At 59.3% G+C, this 18,379-nt stretch carries 16 protein-coding genes; 6 read left to right on the top strand and 10 right to left on the bottom strand.

What is annotated here, in order from left to right; genetic code table 11:
* Positions 1–44: 44 nt before the first annotated feature.
* From AB4K19_RS14055 to AB4K19_RS14075, 5 genes are read right to left on the bottom strand one after another with little or no spacing between them, the layout of a single operon-like run.
* Positions 45–1,310: an amidohydrolase family protein gene (locus AB4K19_RS14055; RefSeq protein ID WP_375228942.1), complete on the bottom strand. Its 1,266-nt coding sequence runs from the start codon at positions 1,308–1,310 to the stop codon at positions 45–47.
* Positions 1,311–1,319: 9 nt separating this feature from the next.
* Entirely contained in the window at positions 1,320–2,261 is a 942-nt protein-coding gene (locus AB4K19_RS14060; RefSeq protein WP_375230900.1) for an ABC transporter permease, read from the bottom strand.
* On the bottom strand, positions 2,261–3,331 hold the full coding sequence (locus tag AB4K19_RS14065) for an ABC transporter permease (RefSeq protein WP_436399547.1): 1,071 nt from the start codon (positions 3,329–3,331) through the stop codon (positions 2,261–2,263). The genes AB4K19_RS14060 and AB4K19_RS14065 overlap by 1 nt, the downstream gene beginning before the upstream one ends.
* Positions 3,331–4,848, bottom strand: coding sequence for an ABC transporter ATP-binding protein (locus AB4K19_RS14070; RefSeq protein ID WP_436398081.1), 1,518 nt, complete (start codon positions 4,846–4,848; stop codon positions 3,331–3,333). Before AB4K19_RS14070 ends, AB4K19_RS14065 begins: the two co-directional genes overlap by 1 nt.
* Before the next feature lie 39 nt (positions 4,849–4,887).
* Positions 4,888–5,880, bottom strand: coding sequence for a BMP family protein (locus AB4K19_RS14075; RefSeq protein WP_375228944.1), 993 nt, complete (start codon positions 5,878–5,880; stop codon positions 4,888–4,890).
* A 259-nt stretch (positions 5,881–6,139) separates the two neighbouring features.
* Between AB4K19_RS14075 and AB4K19_RS14080 the strand changes: the two genes are divergently transcribed.
* The 5 genes from AB4K19_RS14080 to AB4K19_RS14100 all read left to right on the top strand — a co-directional run bounded on the left by AB4K19_RS14080 (position 6,140) and on the right by AB4K19_RS14100 (position 11,548).
* Positions 6,140–7,762, top strand: a complete 1,623-nt coding sequence (locus tag AB4K19_RS14080) for a zinc dependent phospholipase C family protein (protein WP_375228945.1) — start codon at positions 6,140–6,142, stop codon at positions 7,760–7,762.
* 158 nt (positions 7,763–7,920) lie between these two features.
* Entirely contained in the window at positions 7,921–8,823 is a 903-nt protein-coding gene (locus AB4K19_RS14085) for a metal ABC transporter substrate-binding protein (protein ID WP_375228946.1), read from the top strand.
* Between the two features lie 96 nt (positions 8,824–8,919).
* Positions 8,920–9,819 carry a manganese/iron ABC transporter ATP-binding protein gene (locus AB4K19_RS14090; RefSeq protein ID WP_375228947.1) on the top strand — a complete coding sequence of 300 codons (900 nt, stop codon included), beginning with the start codon at positions 8,920–8,922 and terminating at the stop codon, positions 9,817–9,819.
* Complete coding sequence (locus tag AB4K19_RS14095; protein ID WP_375228948.1) at positions 9,819–10,700, top strand: metal ABC transporter permease; 882 nt, start codon at positions 9,819–9,821, stop codon at positions 10,698–10,700. Before AB4K19_RS14090 ends, AB4K19_RS14095 begins: the two co-directional genes overlap by 1 nt.
* Complete coding sequence (locus AB4K19_RS14100; RefSeq protein WP_375228949.1) at positions 10,697–11,548, top strand: metal ABC transporter permease; 852 nt, start codon at positions 10,697–10,699, stop codon at positions 11,546–11,548. The genes AB4K19_RS14095 and AB4K19_RS14100 overlap by 4 nt, the downstream gene beginning before the upstream one ends.
* 66 nt (positions 11,549–11,614) lie before the next feature.
* Here the strand turns inward: AB4K19_RS14100 and iolG are convergent, their stop codons facing one another.
* Genes iolG through iolD form a run of 5 tightly spaced genes read right to left on the bottom strand, consistent with a single transcriptional unit; the run spans position 11,615 to position 17,138 of the window.
* Entirely contained in the window at positions 11,615–12,604 is a 990-nt protein-coding gene (gene iolG, locus AB4K19_RS14105; RefSeq protein WP_375228950.1) for an inositol 2-dehydrogenase, read from the bottom strand.
* Positions 12,598–13,437 (bottom strand): class II fructose-bisphosphate aldolase, encoded by an 840-nt coding sequence (locus tag AB4K19_RS14110; protein ID WP_375228951.1) that lies wholly within the window; start codon positions 13,435–13,437, stop codon positions 12,598–12,600. Before AB4K19_RS14110 ends, iolG begins: the two co-directional genes overlap by 7 nt.
* Positions 13,434–14,276: a 5-deoxy-glucuronate isomerase gene (locus AB4K19_RS14115; protein WP_375228952.1), complete on the bottom strand. Its 843-nt coding sequence runs from the start codon at positions 14,274–14,276 to the stop codon at positions 13,434–13,436. The genes AB4K19_RS14110 and AB4K19_RS14115 overlap by 4 nt, the downstream gene beginning before the upstream one ends.
* Positions 14,277–14,289: 13 nt before the next feature.
* Entirely contained in the window at positions 14,290–15,270 is a 981-nt protein-coding gene (gene iolC, locus AB4K19_RS14120) for a 5-dehydro-2-deoxygluconokinase (protein WP_375228953.1), read from the bottom strand.
* Entirely contained in the window at positions 15,267–17,138 is a 1,872-nt protein-coding gene (gene iolD, locus AB4K19_RS14125; protein WP_375228954.1) for a 3D-(3,5/4)-trihydroxycyclohexane-1,2-dione acylhydrolase (decyclizing), read from the bottom strand. The genes iolC and iolD overlap by 4 nt, the downstream gene beginning before the upstream one ends.
* Before the next feature lie 120 nt (positions 17,139–17,258).
* Between iolD and AB4K19_RS14130 the strand changes: the two genes are divergently transcribed.
* Positions 17,259–18,362 carry a Gfo/Idh/MocA family protein gene (locus tag AB4K19_RS14130; RefSeq protein WP_375228955.1) on the top strand — a complete coding sequence of 368 codons (1,104 nt, stop codon included), beginning with the start codon at positions 17,259–17,261 and terminating at the stop codon, positions 18,360–18,362.
* Positions 18,363–18,379 lie beyond the last annotated feature (17 nt).

Genomic DNA, 18,379 nt, shown 5'->3' on the forward strand with positions numbered 1-18,379 from the left:
AATTTCTCCGCATAGCCGGCAGGCCGGATATTCCGGCGGCAAAGTCAGAATCTCAGTGTTTTTTCCTGCCCTGAGAGGTTCATCTTCGCCTCAGCAGGCCTGCTGCGCGAAATCACCCGACCCGCCCGTATCACGGCAAGGCGATGGGCACGCAGACGGATGGCTTCAATTCTGTCGCTGGCCTGCAGCAGCACCATGTCGGCCCTGCAGCCAGGCTCAATGCCATACCCCTCCAGCCCCATAATCTGCGCGGAATTGCGGGTCACCGCATCAAAGCACCAGGCCATATCCGCCCGGCTGGAAAGCTGACCGACGTGCAGCCCCATGAAGGCGACATCCAGCATGTCAGCACGCCCAAGCGAGTACCAGGGGTCTTTGACGCAGTCTGATCCGAACCCGACCGCAAGACCGGCATCACGCAACTCGCGCACACGGGTCTGGCCGCGCCGTTTGGGATAGCTGTCATGGCGGCCCTGCAGCATGATGTTGATCAGCGGATTTGGGATCACCCGGATATCCGCCTCAACCATCAGTGCGATCAGTTTGGACACGTAGTAGTCGTCCATAGAGTGCATCGACGTCAGGTGCGACCCAGCCACCCTGCCCTGCAGACCAAGCCGTTCCGTCTCAAAGGCGAGTGTCTCGATGTGCCTGCTGTGAGGGTCATCGCTCTCATCACAATGCATATCGACCATCAGCCCGCGCTCAGCGGCTATCTCACACAGCAACCGGACGGATTCTGCACCCTGTTCCATCGTGCGTTCGAAATGCGGGATGCCACCGACAATATCCACCCCCATGTCGAGCGCGCGGATCAGGTTCTGCATGGCAGTCGGATCACGCAGGACACCGTCCTGAGGAAATGCGACAAGCTGCAGTTCAATATACGGCGCCACTTCCCTGCGGACGTGCAGCAGTGCCTCAACACCCTTGAGCGTGTCATCGCAGACGTCCACGTGGCTGCGGATCGCACCGATGCCCATGGCCGCCGCAAGCTCACAGTATTTCAGCGCGCGCTCGGCAATTTCCTCGACCGTCTGGATCGTTTTCAGTTCCCCCCAAAGGGCAATCCCTTCAAGCAGCGTGCCGGATACGTTCATACGCGGTGTGCCGAGTGACAGCGTTGCATCCATGTGGAAATGCGGATCGACAAAGGGCGGCGACAGCAGACAGCCATCCGCATCAATCGTTTCGCCTGCCTCGGCTTCGATAGCCCGCTCGACCGCGACGATCCGGCCATCGCGGCAGGCCACATCCATACCCGTCCGGTCATCGGCAAGCGTGGCATTTCTGATAATCAGATCAAACATTCCGGACCTCTATCTCTGCCCTTTGAACCAGGGCGTCAGCAAAGCACGCGGATAGTCCGCGCTGCGGGCAGCAATCACGAGCGCTGCGATTGACAGAATGTAGGGTACCATCAGGAACACCTGGCCGGGCACCAGGGCGCCAACCTCTGTCTGCAGGCGTACCTGCAACGCATCGAAGGCGCCAAAAAGCAGCGCGCCCAGCAGCGCTTTTCCAGGTCGCCAGCTCGCGAAAATCACAAGGGCGATACAGACCCAGCCCCGGCCGTTGACCATGCCGAAAAAGAACGCGTCAAATGCGGACATCGTCAGGAAAGCACCGCCAAGCGCCATCAGCGCTGAACCTGCCACCACCGCACCGATCCTCAGTCCATAAACAGACAGACCCTGCGCATCCACACTGTCCGGATTGTCCCCGACCGCCTGGATCGCAATGCCCAGCGCGGTACGGTTCAGCGTGTACCAGACGACCACAACAAGCAGCAGCGCAAGCCAGGTCAGCGCGGTCTGCTGAAACAGCACCGGCCCCACGAAAGGCAGGTCCGACAAAACAGGAATGTCCAGCGCACGGAACGGTTCAATGCGCGGCGGGGAGGACACATCCGGCAGGGCGGTACGGTAGGTGAAATAACTCACGGACGTGGCAAACAGAGTGACACCGAGGCCGGACACATGTTGCGAAAGACCCAGAGGCACGGTCAGGATCGCATGTATCAGGCCGAAAAATGCACCCGCGACGGCCGCGACCAGAACGCCGCCCCAAAGTCCTGCGCCCAGCCAGACGGCCATCCAGCCCGCCATTGCGCCAGCGACAAAGATGCCCTCGATACCCAGGTTCAGAACGCCCGATTTCTCGCAGAGCAAAGCACCAAGCACGCCAAAAATGAGCGGCGTTGCAATCCGCAGCGACGCAGCCCAGAAGCTCTCGCTCATCAGAATGTTCAGGATGTCCATCATGCGTCCGCCCTCCGCTCGCGGACCCGGATGATACGGTAGCGCGCAAAAAATCCGCCGATGAGCACACAGAGCAGAGAAACCGAAACAACAAGGTCGGCCAGATAGGACGACACCCCCATTGCACGGCTCATTGAATCTGCGCCGACGAACACGGATGCGATAAAGAGCGAGGAGATCACAACACCGGCGGGAGACAGCCCTGCAAGCATGGCCACGACAATCCCGGTGTAGCCGAATCCAGGCGACAGGTCCGCTGTCAGGTATCCCTTGAGGCCCGCCACTTCACTGACCCCCGCAAGCCCTGCCAGCCCGCCCGAGATAATCGCCACACCGAAAAGAGACCTGTTCACGCCGATCCCGGCGTGACGTGCGGCTGCCGGGTTTTCCCCCACTGCGCGCAGCCTGAACCCCCAGACCGAGCGCATCAGCATGAACTGCGCCACCGCCGCTGCAAAGAGGGCGATCAACAGCCCGGAATGCACGCGCATCCGGTCCATCAGCGCAGGCAGCATACCCTGATCCGGGATCGGCGGGCTCTGGGGCCAGCCCAGACCCATCGGATCCTTGAGCGGCCCCTCCAGCATCATCTGCAGAAAAATCAGAATGACAAAGTTCAGAAGCAGGGTCGTGACCACCTCATCGGCCCCGAACCGTGACTTCAGTAATGTGGGCAGCATCATTCCAGCGGATCCTGCTGCGGCACCCAGCAGAATGATCAGAGGGATCAGCACGATACCGGGGGCGTCTGTCAGGCCTGCGCCAACAGCCACCGCGGCCATCGCGCCCAGATAAAGCTGCCCCTCGGCCCCGATGTTCCAGAGCTTGGCCCGGAACGCGAGCGCTGCAGCGAGACCCGTAAAGATCAGCGGCGTCGCCCGGGTCAGCATCTCCGAAAAGGCAAAAACAGAACCGAAAACACCACGGAACATCTCGCGGTAGGCTTCGGCAATTCCAGCCCCCGCAAAAGCCAGCGGGATGGCGGCCAGACCCAGCGCAACAATGGCTGAAAGTACCGGCACGCCCACGGTCAGGAGACGCGCAGGCGCGTTCCTCGGTTCTACCCGCATCATGCCGCTTCTCCCGCCATCATCAGACCTATTGCTTCGCGGTCGCGCGTCTCTGCCGTGTGCAGCTGTCCGTCATGGATCACCAGTATCCGGTCTGCAAGGCCGAGGATCTCATCCAGATCTTCCGAGATCAGCACCACCGCCGCCCCTCTGGTCCTGGCCTCAAGCAGGCGGCGCGCGACTTCTGCCGCGGCACCCATATCGAGCCCGCGCGTCGGCTGATTTGCCAGAATGAGCTTCGGCTGCCTTTCAAGAACACGCGCCAGGATCAGTTTCTGGATATTGCCCCCGGACAGCAGGCGCGCAGCGGCATCCGGGCCGGGTCCGCGAACGTCATAGCTCTGTGTCAGGTCTGCCGCATGCTGTGCGATTGCATCGCGTTTCAACAGCCCCCGCGACTGTACATCCGGATCGCCGAGGCGTTCGATCACCAGATTTTCAGCGACGCTCATGGCCCCCACGATGCCATCATGATGCCGGTCCTCGGGGATCGACCCGACACCCGCACGGATCATGCCGGCCGGCGATATCCCCGACAGTAACTGACCGGACAACGCCACCTGCCCTCCGTCCGGCGGCGTCAGTCCCGAGATCAGAGACGCAAGCGCGGACTGGCCATTGCCGGAGACGCCCGCAATACCCAGAATTTCGTGTGCCCGAGCCGCGAGGGTGACGTTGTTCAGGCTGTCGCGATCCGAGCGCCCGCGCACCGACACATCGTCCAGCACAAGGACAGGCGCGCCGGGTTCCGCATCACTTCGCTGCGCCACAGGTGTATCCGCGCCGACCATCATACGGGCAATGCTGCGCTGGTCCGCTTCTGCGGTTGCCATTTCGCCCACTTTGGCACCGTGACGCAGAACCGCGATCCGGTCTGAGAATGCAAGGACTTCCCGCAGCTTGTGAGAAATGAAAATCACTGAAAGACCATTCGACGTCATGCTGCGGATATTGGCAAAAAGGGCGTCCGCTTCCTGGGGTGTCAGCACCGCGGTCGGCTCATCAAGCACGAGAATACGTGCATCCCGGTAGAGTGCCTTCAGGATCTCGATGCGCTGACGCTCCCCGACACTCAGGCGACCAACGCGCACATCCAGCGGCGCGGTCAGTCCGCTGCGTGCCATGATGTCTTTGACTTTTGCCCGCGCAGCTGACCGGTCCCGGCGCAAAGAAAGAAGCGGCTCGGCACCAAGAAGGATATTGTCCAGCGCACTGAGGTTTTCCGCCAGTGTGAAATGCTGGTGCACCATGCCAATCCCGGCATCCAGTGCTGCCTGAGGGTGCCCGGGCGTCAGCGGCACCATGGCACCGGCCGCATCGGCTACGGAAACACTGCCCGCGTCGGGCATGTAGTGGCCGAACAGCATGTTCATCAGGGTCGTTTTGCCCGCACCGTTCTCACCCAGCAGCGCCAGAACCTCTCCACGGTGCAGGTGCAGGTCCACCGCATCATTGGCCAGCACGGTGCCAAACCTTTTGGTCAGCCCGTCCAGTGACAGTATTTTCTGCTGGGTCATGGGTAAAACGGCCGGCCACCGGAGCCGGCCATTCCTTTATCAGTTATCAGATACCGGACGTGCGTCGTTCACATTCACCCGGAAAAGACCGCCGAGGATTTCCTCTTCACGTTCCTTCACCGCGGCCACGGTTTCAGCATCCACAAGGCTTTCATCCAGCACCAGCGAGCCACCGCCGTAAGCCATGAAGCTGTACTGGCCGTAATCCGCCGCCTCGAACGTACCGCCCTTCACACTGGCTACGGCGCGGTCGATGGTCGCCTCCATGTGCCACAGCGCTGACGCCATGATTGTGCCCGGATAGTCGCCAGACGTATCAATCACATTGCCGATGGCTTTGACGCCGCGCTCAACCGCCGCATCAGACACGCCAAAACGCTCCGCGTACATAACATCAGCACCCGCATCCATCATCGCAAAAGCGCTCTCTTTGGCCTTTGGCGGATCGTACCAGCTGTCGATGAAGTTTACGATGAACTTCACGTCCGGGTTCACTTCACGTGCCCCATCCATGAAAGCATGCATCAGACGGTTCACCTCCGGGATGGCATATCCGCCGACCATGCCGATAACGTTGGATTCCGTTGCCGCACCGGCAACCATGCCCGTCAGGTAGGAGGGCTCGTGGATCCAGTTGTCAAACACTGCGAAGTTGGGCGCAGACGGACCAAAAGACGAGCCCATCAGGAAGGCCGTGTCCGGGTAGTCAGCGGCAACCTTGCGCGCAGCCCGTTCCAGGGCAAAGACTTCACCGACCACCAGTTCCATGCCCTGTTCAGCATATTCGCGCATGACGCGCTCATAATCTGTGTTGGCCACGTTCTCCGAGAAAACATACTCGATATCTCCGCGATCCGCGGCCGCGTTGAGTGCCTTGTGGATGCGGCTGATCCACTGCTGTTCGACCGGCAGCGTGTAAATTGCGGCAACTTTTGTGGCCTCGGCAGCCGCAGCACCCGCAGACAGTACCATGCCAAAAGCAGCAACGCCGGCAAGCATCAGGCGCCTGCCAATAAATCCTGTGGTCTTCATGCAGACCTCCCCTGTGACTTTTGTTATCCGGTCAATTGACCGTCCTTTTACCATCCGGTCAAGTTTATAGTCGCCACGATCAGGCATCCCGAGAAGGAATGCTGCACAAGCAGGCAATCCCGGCCTGCTGACTGCTGCCATGCGCTTCAGTCACCCTGCGCACCCGACACGCGGCCGTATGCTGAAAATATGTGTTCAAAATCAACAGTGCTGGTATCAATCTGAAGACAGCTGACGCGAATTACTGAAGGAGGCCACGTTGCCCCGGTCCTGCAAACTGATTTCACCGTTCTTCAGAAAATCCCGGCTGTCAAAAATAATTGCCAGTATCGCGGCCCTGGCAATTGCCTCGCCAGCCGTTGCGTGGAAACCCACAACGCACGTCTTCATCGCCGAAATGGCCGCGCTTGATGCCCTGGACGACGGCCATATCGACATTCCGGACCTCCAGACCGGCACCGTCCGGCGCTACCCTGTGTCCGCGCAGACGCTTGAGGCACTGGACAAGGGGCGCCGGCACTTTCGCGCAGGCGTGCTCGGCCCTGATGCCTATCCGGACATGGCGACCGGCCAGCAATACATCCACCCCGAACAGACGTTGTCACTGGTCCGGCGCGGATCATCGCAATGGATTGATCACATCTGGAATTCCTTTGACGGCAACGCGAACGAACGTGCGTTTCGTCTTGGGTTCATCACACATGTTGCCGGAGATGTTTACGGCCACAGCTTTGTAAATCATTTCTCGGGTGCCCCGTTCACGTTTAACCCCGCGGACAATGCGATCCGGCACGTCGTGCTTGAAGGCTACATCGACAAGCGGTTTCCATCGGATCAGTTTGATGCCTCCGTCTTCAGAACATCAATCCGCGGCCTTGAGACCAAAATCTACAAAACGATGGTGGATGCGAGACCCGGCACCGCTCTGGACAAAAAGCTGCTGCCGGCCAAAAGCCCCGCCGCACGTCTGTCGGTGCCCCGGATTTTTTCGACCATGCGGCACGAGCTCGATAAAGACATCAAGTGGTACTACAAACGGAAGAAAAAGCTGAAAAAGGCGATTGATGACTGTGACTGGCTCGACTTTTCCTGCTCAAAAACATTCCTCGGCGGGCAGCTCACCACGCATGTAACCATTCACGGGCTCCCGACCACCTACAAGGAACACTGGGTCCGGGATATCGACAGCGGACTGAAAGCCTGGCCCGGCGTCAGTCACCGTGTTGCGCTGGCGCTGTTTTTCAACCCTCAGCGCAAAGCGGATACAGACGAGGCCGACCGGATTCTCACCGAATACGTACAGCTGCATCTGCTCTCTATGGCTGGTGCGCCGGATTTCGTAGGCCTGAGCGCCCGCGCGATCGGCAAACTGATCGATGCCGTAACGCCAGACTTTCTGCTGGCGCCCATCCGGCGGCTTAAGGAAAATCTGCTGAACACAATCCTGATGAGCGCAACCGGCATGACCAAGGACGAACTGAAAGGATACCTGACCCGGCCGGACCGTTATTTCGACACTGCAATGCAGTCCGGAAAACTCGGCGAAAAGGTCACGCTGAAAAGGTTCAATACCGAGTATCTGGGGATCAGGGACACCGCCTACAAAAACCCATCTGAGCATTTCAGGGTCGAGGATGTACCTGCAGTGTATAACACGCTGATCCTGACCAAACTGCTGATGCTTGAGCCCGTAGTGGTCAACCAGGTAATCGCCGACCTTGGCGGCAAGGGCAAAGTGCGCCGGGACAACATTATGCTGGGCTGGGTCGGAACCCTGGACGGGTCCCGCCAGTGGCTTGACGGCATGGTGACCGGTGATGACTGTAGCACCTACATCCGGCTGTTTCACCTGTTACCACGGGACAAGTGCGGCAAACTCTGACCTTCGCTTTCACGCACCGGAAATGCGGCCCCGACGGCAGCGAATTGCTGCATCCGGCGTTCTGCCCGCAGGGGAACGGAAAAGAAATTCCCGCATCTAGTTGCGAGTGATTTGCATTTACAGAAAGATGTACTATATCTCCGTCAAAGGAGGACAGGATGCTGAAACATATTTTGGGACTGGGCGCTGCAACGTTTCTGACAGGGGCATTGGCAACAGGCGCTTTTGCAGAAGACCGGATGAAGGTTGTTACAACATTCACCGTGCTTGCGGATATGGCGTCGAACGTTGCGGGCGATGCAGCGGATGTGGTGTCGGTAACCAAGCCGGGCGCGGAAATCCACGGCTATGAGCCAACCCCGCGCGACATTGTGCGGGCGTCGGACGCCGATCTGATCCTGTGGAACGGGATGAACCTGGAGCTTTGGTTTGAACAGTTCCTGTCCAATCTGTCAGACGTCCCCTCTGCCACGCTGACTGAAGGTATTGCACCGATCCCCATCGCATCAGGCAGCTATGAAGGCAAACCGAACCCACATGCCTGGATGGGCCTCGACAACGCTCTGATCTACATAGACAACATCGTCACGGCATTCAGCGAACACGATCCGGAAAATGCGGATATCTACGCCCGGAATGCGGAAGCTTACAAAGAACAGCTGCGCGCCACCATTGAACCCCTGCGTGCAGCCATCTCGGAAATCCCGGCCAATAGGCGCTGGCTGGTGACCTGTGAAGGCGCTTTCAGTTATCTGGCGCGGGATTTCGGCATGCAGGAGCTTTATCTGTGGCCGATGAACGCTGACCGCGTCGGCACCCCCCAGCAGGTCCGCTCGGTCATCGACGGTGTCCGCAACAATGACATTCCCGTAGTGTTCTGCGAAAGCACCGTGAATACTGCGCCAGCCGAACAGGTTGCGCGGGAAACCGGGGTCGCCTACGGCGGTGTGCTTTACGTGGACAGCCTCAGCGGTGCTGACGGCCCGGTGCCGACCTATCTTGACCTTCTGACTGTCACCTCGCGCACGGTGGCTGAAGGACTGACCGCCGCGACGAACTGAACGTCGCGACATGAAACAGAACGTACAGACCCGCAGTTATCGCACTGCGGGTTTGATACGTGGAAGGACCAGGGGCGAAAGCCCGGGAAGTGAGTTATGCAACCGGTTGAGACCAGCGCTGCCGAAACACAGCAAACGGCTCCGGAAGCCCCGGGGCTTTGCGCACATAATGTTACCGTTACGTACCGGAACGGCCACACGGCGCTCTGGGACGCCAGTTTCGAAATACCCCGCGGATCGGTCACCGCACTTGTCGGGGTGAACGGAGCAGGCAAGTCGACGCTTTTCAAGGCGGTAATGGGGTTTGTCCCCGCTGCCAGCGGACATATCGAAATCCTGGGCATGAACGTACGCGACGCGCTGCGCAAAAATCTGGTGGCCTATGTGCCGCAGTCCGAGGATGTGGACTGGGCCTTCCCGGTGCTGGTCGAAGATGTCGTCATGATGGGCCGTTATGGCCATATGGGCTTCCTGCGGCGCCCGGGTCCGGCCGATCATGCCGCTGTAGATGAGGCACTTCGCCGGGTCAGCATGCAGGATTTCCGCCATCGGCAGATCGGTGAATTGTCCGGCGGTCAGCGCAAGCGCGTTTTCCTGGCCCGTTCCCTCGCGCAGGACGGTCAGGTCATTCTGCTTGATGAACCTTTCACAGGCGTTGATGTGAAGACAGAAGAACAGATCATCTCGCTGCTGCGGGAACTGCGGGACGAGGGCCGGGTCATGCTTGTCTCGACCCATAACCTGGGCTCCGTGCCCGAATTCTGCGACCGGACCATTCTGGTCAAAGGCACGGTGCTGGGCCATGGTCCAACCGACACGACCTTCACCCGTGAAAACCTGGAACAGGCCTTCGGCGGCGTGCTGCGTCACTTCACACTGGGAGGCAACACGCTGCACGACGACGAAGACGGTCGTGAAGTGACCATTCTGACGGATGATGAACGCCCGTTCGTACAATACGGAGAAAAGACCCAGCGTACCGAGGACCGCAAGTGATGGAAGTTCTGCTGGAGCCGTTTTCCTACAGCTACATGACCAATGCGATGTGGGTCTCGGCACTGGTGGGCGGCGTCTGCGCGTTCCTCTCCGCCTATCTCATGCTCAAAGGATGGTCACTGATCGGCGATGCGCTTGCGCACTCAGTCGTTCCGGGCGTTGCGGGTGCCTATATTCTGGGCCTGCCCTTTGCGCTGGGGGCCTTTATCGCAGGCGGCCTTGCGGCTGGGTCCATGCTCTTTCTGTCTGAAAGATCCGGCCTCAAGCCTGACGTGATCATCGGCCTGATTTTCACATCATTTTTCGGGTTGGGCCTGTTCATTGTCTCGCTCAGCCCGATGTCCGTGTCCGTTCAGACGATTACCATGGGTAATATTCTGGCCATCACGCCAGAGGACACGCTGCAGCTTGCGCTGATTGGCTTCGTTTCACTGGCAGTGCTTCTGGCAAAGTGGAAGGACCTGATGGTCACCTTTTTTGATGAAAACCATGCCCGGACAATCGGGCTGAACCCCGGGCTGCTCAAAGCTGTCTTTTTCACGTTGCTGTCCGCCAGTGTGGTCGCGGCCATGCAGACAGTCGGCGCGTTTCTGGTGATCGCCATGGTCGTGACACCCGGTGCGACGGCCTATCTGCTGTGCGACCGTTTCCCGCGCCTCATAGCCACATCCGTTGCCATCGGTGCCGGCACTGCCTTTTCGGGCGCTTACATCAGTTACTTTCTCGATGGTGCAACCGGTGGCGTTATCGTCACCCTGCAGACCCTGATTTTCCTGCTGGCTTTCCTGCTCGCGCCGACCCACGGGCTGCTGGCCAGCCGGCGGCGCGCCAGGATCGTGCACGCCGGGGCAGGAAGAACGAACAACGCGGGGCGCGTATGACTGATGTTCTGATGCAGCCTTTCGCTTTTGCCTTTATGCAGAAGGCATTCATCATCGCGGCAATTGTGTCTGTTCCTGCGGCCCTTCTCTCGTGTTTTCTGGTCCTGAAAGGCTGGGCGCTCATGGGAGACGCCGTCAGCCACGCTGTCCTGCCCGGGATCGTTCTGGCCTACATTTTCGGTCTGCCGCTTATTCTCGGGGCTTTCGCGGCCGGCATGGTCTGCGCAGTGGCCAGCGGTTATCTGGCCAACAACAGCCGCGTTAAGCAGGATACCGTCATGGGTGTGGTTTTTTCTGGCATGTTTGGTGTGGGCATCGTGCTTTACGTCGCCATCGAAACCAATGCTCACCTCGATCACATCCTGTTTGGCAATATGCTGGGTGTTGAGAATCACGAAATCCTGACGTCGGCGATTATTTCAGCTGTCGTGACCGGGCTGCTGATCCTGAAATGGAAAGATCTGCTGCTGCACAGTTTTGACCCGGCACAGGCGCAGGCGTCGGGGCTTCCGGTACAGGTACTCCACTATGGCCTGCTCGCGGCCCTGTCGCTGACGGTTGTTGCGACCCTTTCAGCAACGGGCCTTATTCTGGCCATCGGGCTGCTCATTGCCCCGGGTGCTGTTGCATTCCTGATTGTGCGCAGTTTCGGTGCTATGCTTTGTGTCGCAGTCGCTGTGTGCACAGGTGCGATGTTTCTGGGCACCTATCTCAGCTTCTTTATCGACAGCGCACCGGCACCGACAATCATTCTGATACTGACAGCCGCTTTTGTACTGGCGTTTGTCAGACGTCTGCGCATTACACGGCGCAATTCGGCGCGCGAGACAGCCGCGCACAATATCTGAACACACCCGCTCTGCAGCGATCAGACTTCACGGCCGGCCCATATCTTCGCCCAGGGAACAGGACGCTCAGGTCAGGGAAACAGGAACACCTTCCTCCCATGACCGCGTGGCGGCATCGGCCAGAACCTGCGCGCGCAGCCCGTCGTGGATACCGGGCGACACCGCTGAACCCGACGCCACAGCATCAATGAACGCAACCATTTCGGCCGCATATGCAGCTTCATATCTCTCAAGAAAAAAATGCTTCGTCGGCGCGGATCTGAAACCAGCTCCGGTTGCGACCTCAACGTTGTTCTCGCGGATATTGGCCGCACGCAGCATCCCATGCGAACCATGCACTTCGATCCGCTGGTCATATCCATAAACAGCGCGCCGCGAGTTGCTGATCTGACAGATCCTGCCCGCGGCGGTTGTCAGAGTAACGGCCGCTGTATCCACATCGCCTGCAGCACCGATTTCTGGATCAACCAGCGCACTGCCAACGGCAAATACGGAAACGGGCTCTTCACCCAGCAGAAAACGCGCCATGTCAAAATCATGGATCATCATATCCCTGAAAATCCCGCCGGAGCTTTTGATGTAGCCGATGGGCGGCGGCGCGGGATCACGGGACAGGATCGTCACCAGTTCCGGTTCACCGATTTCGCCCTGCGCCAGCCGGGCCTGCAGATCGGCAAAACCCGGATCAAACCGGCGGTTGAATGCGGTCATAAACGGCACGCCGGCTGTTTCGACAACGCGGATGCAGTCGCGGATTCTGTCGGCGGACATATCCACGGGCTTTTCGCAAAAGATGGCTTTGCCTGCGCCCGCTGCAGCATGGATCAGATCATAATGGGTATCCGTCGGTGTCCCGATGACCACTGCCTCAACATCAGGACTGTTGATCAGCGCGTCGCTTTCCATCACGGCCGCACCTGACAGCGCGGCAACTGAACCAGCTGCCTCGGGAAGCGCGTCGGAAACCGCCGTGACCCGGGCGTTATCCAGTCGGGAAATGGTGCGCCCGTGGACCTGGCCGATCCGCCCGCATCCCAGCAATCCGATTTTCAGCACTGCGTCTCTCCTTTAAAACCGTGCAGCACACGCCGCGTCGCGTCGACCAGCGGCGCATGCGTGTCCTTCAGGATCGTGACCCGGTCAAAACGCGCCGGATCGCTGTTCACAGCAGCGCGCAGCGCGTCGCCGAATGCCATACGCAGTTCGGTGCCGATGTTAAATTTGCAGATCGACGAGCCTCGGGACAGCAGGCGACGCTGCTCGACAGGCACACCTGAACCGCCATGAATAACGAGCGGCACGCTGGTCCGGTCTTCGATGGCTCGGATGCGGTCCAGGTCCAGCCCGCCTTCCTTGTTTTCCTGAAGGTGAACATTCCCTACAGAGACGGCCATCGCGTCCACTCCGGTTTCCTCGGCGAACTGACGCGCCTCCTCCGGGTCTGTACCAGCGGACTCCTCACCACCTGAGTAGCCGACAAAACCAATCTCGCCCTCGCAGGAAATACCGGCGTCGTGGGCCATATCCGCAATCGCTTTTGTCTGTGCGATGTTTTCTGCCAGCGGCAGGCGTGAGCCGTCGAACATCAACGATGTGAACCCACTGTCCAGAGCTTCCCGGCATTCATCAAAGGTGTAACCATGATCCAGATGCGCGACGACCGGAACGGTGGCCCGCGCGGCCAGGTACCGGAACATCGCCCCTAGAACGGGAAGCGGTGTATGCGCCCGGCACGATGGTCCGGCCTGCAGGATCACAGGCACCCCTTCGGCCTCGGCGGCCGCCACATAGGCGCGCATATCCTCCCAGCCAAGCGTGACCAGCCCCGCCACCGCGTGGCCGTCCCGCAACGCCGGCTGCAGGACGTCTGCAAGCGTCGCAAGTGTCATTTGAACTTGGCCACCATGTCCTTGATGCCCGGAATGGTTTCAACCTGGTAGGCATGTGTAGGCTGGAAGAACTGAACCAGGCTGCGCTGTGACAGGCCACCCAGAATGGTGAAGTAGTACATCTCATATCCCGGCATCACCGCACAGGGATGATAGCCTTTGTCGATGCAGATCGTGGAGCCATCCATAAGCTGATATGCGTCGCCCGGCTTACCTTCCTCCCGCTGAAGGATCTGAACACCGGATCCATGCTTTGGGCGGAACCGGAAATTATAGGTTTCATCGTGTCGCGTCTCATGCGGCAGATTATCGGTGTCATGCTTGTGCGCCGGGAAACCCGACCATCCACCCTGCCCGACCGTGAACAGCTCAGAGACCAGCAGGCGGCCCACCTTGTCGTGCTGCTTCTGGCCGAGGATATGTTTGATTTTGCGATGCGTCTTGGTGTCGTCTGACCCGTACTGCACCTTGTCCAGTTCGGCCACGCGCACGTCAAAGGGCTCCAGAACCCTGTCATATTTCGCACCCGCAATGAACGTTTCGGTATCGTCAGATACGCAAGTCATCCGGACCTTTGCACCGACAGGTACATAAACGCCCTCGGGTTCTCCGTCCCACACATCCTCGCCGCGATTTCCCAATGCGGTGAAACTCACACCTTCCACTTCGACATCAACGGTGCCGGTCGCAGGGACGATGCATGTCTCGTATCCCGGCACCTGGTATTCAAAGCTCTGGCCCTTGGTCAGCTTAACGATGTTGAAATAGTTCAGAGGAACCGTTGGATCTTCGGCGTCCACGATAGGTTTGTTCTGGTTGTCATGTGGGGCGATATGCATGGGTCTCTCCTCCTCAGGGCTCTGTCGGGCCGGGATGCGATTTCAGGAATTCTTCGAGTTCGTCCGGGTAGGGCATAGCGGGCGCACAGCCCGGTCGGGCCACAACGATGGACGCACAGGCGGAACCGCGCAGCACAGCCTCTTTTACAGTCCGGCCTTCTGACATTGACGCCAGAAAACCCGCCATAAAGCTGTCGCCGGCGCCTGTGGGTTTCACCGCCTCGACCGGATAGATGCCTGTACTGATTTCCTCACCACCTGCAAATGTCACCGCTCCGTCCGGGCCTTTTTTGTATATCACAATCTCTGCGGATGTTTTGGCCAGCGTTCGGGCTTTCTCCAGCCCTTTTCCGATGTCGCCTGCCATAAAGCCAAACTCTTCGTCGTTGCCGACGATAACGTCAGCCATCGCGCCTGCACGGCTCAGCACCTCTTCGGCCACCTGCGGCGATGGCCAGCTGTATGGCCGGTAGTCAACGTCAAAGATGATCGGCAGACCAGCCGCCCGCGCGAGCTCAAAAGCCCGAAACGCAGCCGAGCGCGACGGCTCCGCAGCAAAGACGGTCCCGGCGGTGATCAGCGCGCCGAAAGATGCGTAGTCCACGCCTTCGACATCTTCTGATGTCATCTGAAAATCTGCTGCATTGTTGCGGTAAATGACAGACTGGTGCTCCTCAACACGCGTCTCGTAGACTGCGAGAGATGTGCGGTATTCACCTGTGATCCGTTTAACGTGGCTGCGATCGACCCCATAGTGATCCAGCTGCCCTTCGCAGTACCAGCCCACAGCATCGTCTGACACGGACGTTACAAGCGCGGCACTGCAGCCGAATTTGCACAGACCCGCGGCAATGTTGGCCGATGACCCTCCCATGCCGACATGCACCTCTTTCGCGTCCCGCACGCGGGTTCCGGGCGGATCTGGAAAGAAGTCCATTCCGACGCGGCCGACCACCACAAAGCTGCGTTTTGCCAGAGCCTCAGACAGCATCATACGCCTTTCCGCTGCCGGGCGCGGCCGCTTTCCCATTCAGCATGAGCCTCACGTACTTTTGCCGATCCGGACGTATGCGGCGTCCCGCACTCCCACCATGTATGCCCTTCTGTGGTCCAGCCTTCATAGGCATCCACCTTCATGACAATGACAGATGTTTTGTCAGCCGCCTGAGCCCTCTGGAAAGCATCCCCCAGCTCAGCCGGGTTCGCTACCGTTTCTGCGTGTGCACCCATGGCGGCCGCGTGGGCCTCAAAGTCCACGGCAAAGGCTTCGGGCACTGTCGGCGCATCCACGATCAGGTTGTTGAAACTCTCGTTGCCGGTGTTGTTCTGTAATTTGTTGATGACAGCAAAACCACCGTTGTCCAGCACCAGAATGATCAGCTTCTTCTGCGTCAGAACGGACGAATAGATGTCAGAGTTCATCATCAGGTAGGAACCGTCGCCCACAAACACGATCGTATCGCGCTCGGGCTCCCTTTGCACCTGCGCGATACGGGCACCCCAGGCCCCCGAAATCTCGTAGCCCATGCAGGAAAATCCGAACTCTACGTCAACAGTCCCCACATCAAGCGTACGCCAGTTGGCCGTGACTTCTGCGGGCAGCCCGCCTGCTGCGGCGACTACCCGGTCCCTGCTGTCACACAATGCGTTCACAACACCAATCGCCTGAGCATAGGAATTGGGCCGGTTGTTTCCGAAAGATACGTTCTCGGCCACATAGTCATCCCATTTTGCACGATGCTCCCTGGCTGCATCCACCCAGGTTGCCGGTGCTTTGTGCCCCTCCAGCGCCTTTGTAAGCGCGGCAATACCTTCGCGCGCATCTCCGACAACAGGCAGCGACATATGCTTGCCCGCGTCATGGCGCGCAGCATTGAGGGACACAAATTTCGCCTCCTCGCTGAAAGCGGTCCAGGACCCTGTGGTGAAGTCCTGAAGCCGCGTGCCGACCGCCAGAATCACATCCGCTTCTTCGGCGATGGCATTGGCGCTGTCGGATCCGGTCACCCCGATGGGCCCGATGTTGAGTGGATGCGTGGCAACAAGATTTGCCCGCCCGGCAATGGTTTCAACGACCGGAATCTGGTGGGTTTCAGCGAATGCGCGCATCTCATCGACCGCGCGGGAATACTGCACGCCGCCTCCGGCGATGATCATCGGCCGTGAAGCAGTCTTCAGCAGAGCTGCGGCATCCGCAATCTCATCGGCATCCGGCTGCTGACGGCGGATGCGGTGCACGCGTTTTTCAAAAAACGCCAGCGGATAGTCATAAGTCCAGCCCTGAACATCCTGGGGCAGGCCAATGAACGCTGGCCCACAGTCAGCGGGATCCAGCATCGTGGCAAGAGCCGCCGGCAATGACTGGATCACCTGTGCGGGATGCATAATACGGTCCCAGTACCGGCTGACCGGCTTGAAGGCATCATTCACCCCAAACGTCGGATCGTCAAAGTTCTCCATCTGCTGAAGAACCGGGTCGGGCAGACGCGTCGCATAGGTGTCGCCACAAAGCAGAAGCACCGGCAACCTGTTGGCATGGGCCAGTGCCGCTGACGTCACGAGGTTGGACGTGCCAGGACCGGCCGACGCCGTACAGAACATAAACCGCTGCCGCAGCCACTGCTTTGCATAGCCGGCGGCGGCAAATCCCATGCTCTGCTCATTCTGCCCGCGGTAGAGAGGCAGTTCTTCTTTCACGCCATAGAGCGCTTCGCCAAGGCAGGTGACGTTGCCATGACCGAAGATACCAAACCCGCCTCCGCAGACACGCATCTCCTCGCCATCAATGACAATATACTGGTTTTCAAGCCACCGGATGATCGCCTGTGCTGTGGTGAGGGTGATGGTGTTACTGGTGGTCATTCTCAGTGCCGTCCTTCGGGCGATTTGAGGGGCAGGCCCATTTCGCGTCTTGCGCTGTTCAGAATCCCACGATACTAATTTTGCAACCGGTTGCAAACTGATTTTCATGAAGGTGCTGGCGTGACAGAGATTGGTATCGGCATTCTGGGTGGCGGATACATGGGCAAGGCGCACTCCGTCGCTATGGCCGCAGTGGGTGCTGTGTTCAACACCAGCCTGCGCGCGCGGCTGGAGATGATCTGTGCCAGCACCCCCGAAAGCGCCGAACGGTACCGGGCCGCCTACGGCTTTGCCCGTGCAACCAACGACTGGCGCGTTCTGGTCAATGACCCGAGAGTCCAAGCGATCGTTATCGCAACGCCACAGGAAACCCACCGAGAGATTGCTCTGGCGGCATTCGACCTGGGCAAACCTGTCTTCTGCGAAAAACCGCTCGGAGCTTCACTGGATGACAGCCGGGCTATGGTCGACGCAGCGGAAGCATCCGGCGTTCCCAACATGACCGGATTCAACTACATCCGGACGCCAGCCAGCCAATATGCGCGGCAGCTGATCGCAGATGGCGCGATTGGCAATGTCACATGGTTCCGGGGGGAGCATACCGAAGATTTCCTGGCCGACCCGCAGACACCGGCAAGCTGGCGCACCTCGGGTGACGCTAACGGCACAATGGGCGATCTGTCACCTCATATGATCAACGCCGCACTCGCCCTGCTTGGTCCGATTGACCGGTTAATTGCAGAGGTCGAAACCGTGCACAGACAGCGACCGGGCGGGGACGTCGACAACGATGACCACGGCCAGCTTATGTGCCGCTTTGCCAATGGCGCCATGGGACAGATGTATTTCAGCCGCATCTCCACTGGAAGAAAAATGGGCTACGCCTATGAGGTTACCGGCACAAAGGGAGCGATCCGTTTTGATCAGGAAGATCAGAACGCGCTTTGGCTGTACCGTGCGGAAGGTGACGAGGCGACCCGTGGTTTCACCAAAATTCTGACCGGCCCCGCGCACCCTGACTATGAGCCATTCTGTCAGGGACCCGGACACGGCACCGGGTATCAGGATCAGATCATCATCGAAGCGCGCGATTTCCTGGAAGCAATTGCGACCGGCAAATCCATCTGGCCAACCTTCCGCGACGGGATGGAGGTCAACCGGATCGTTGCGGCAGCCATGGCGTCATCGCGCGAGAAAACATGGAAAGACGTTTCCGCTTTCTGACTTGGGAAAGGAACCCC

Source organism: Roseobacter phycocola (genome assembly GCF_042055075.2).
Lineage (GTDB): Bacteria > Pseudomonadota > Alphaproteobacteria > Rhodobacterales > Rhodobacteraceae > Roseobacter.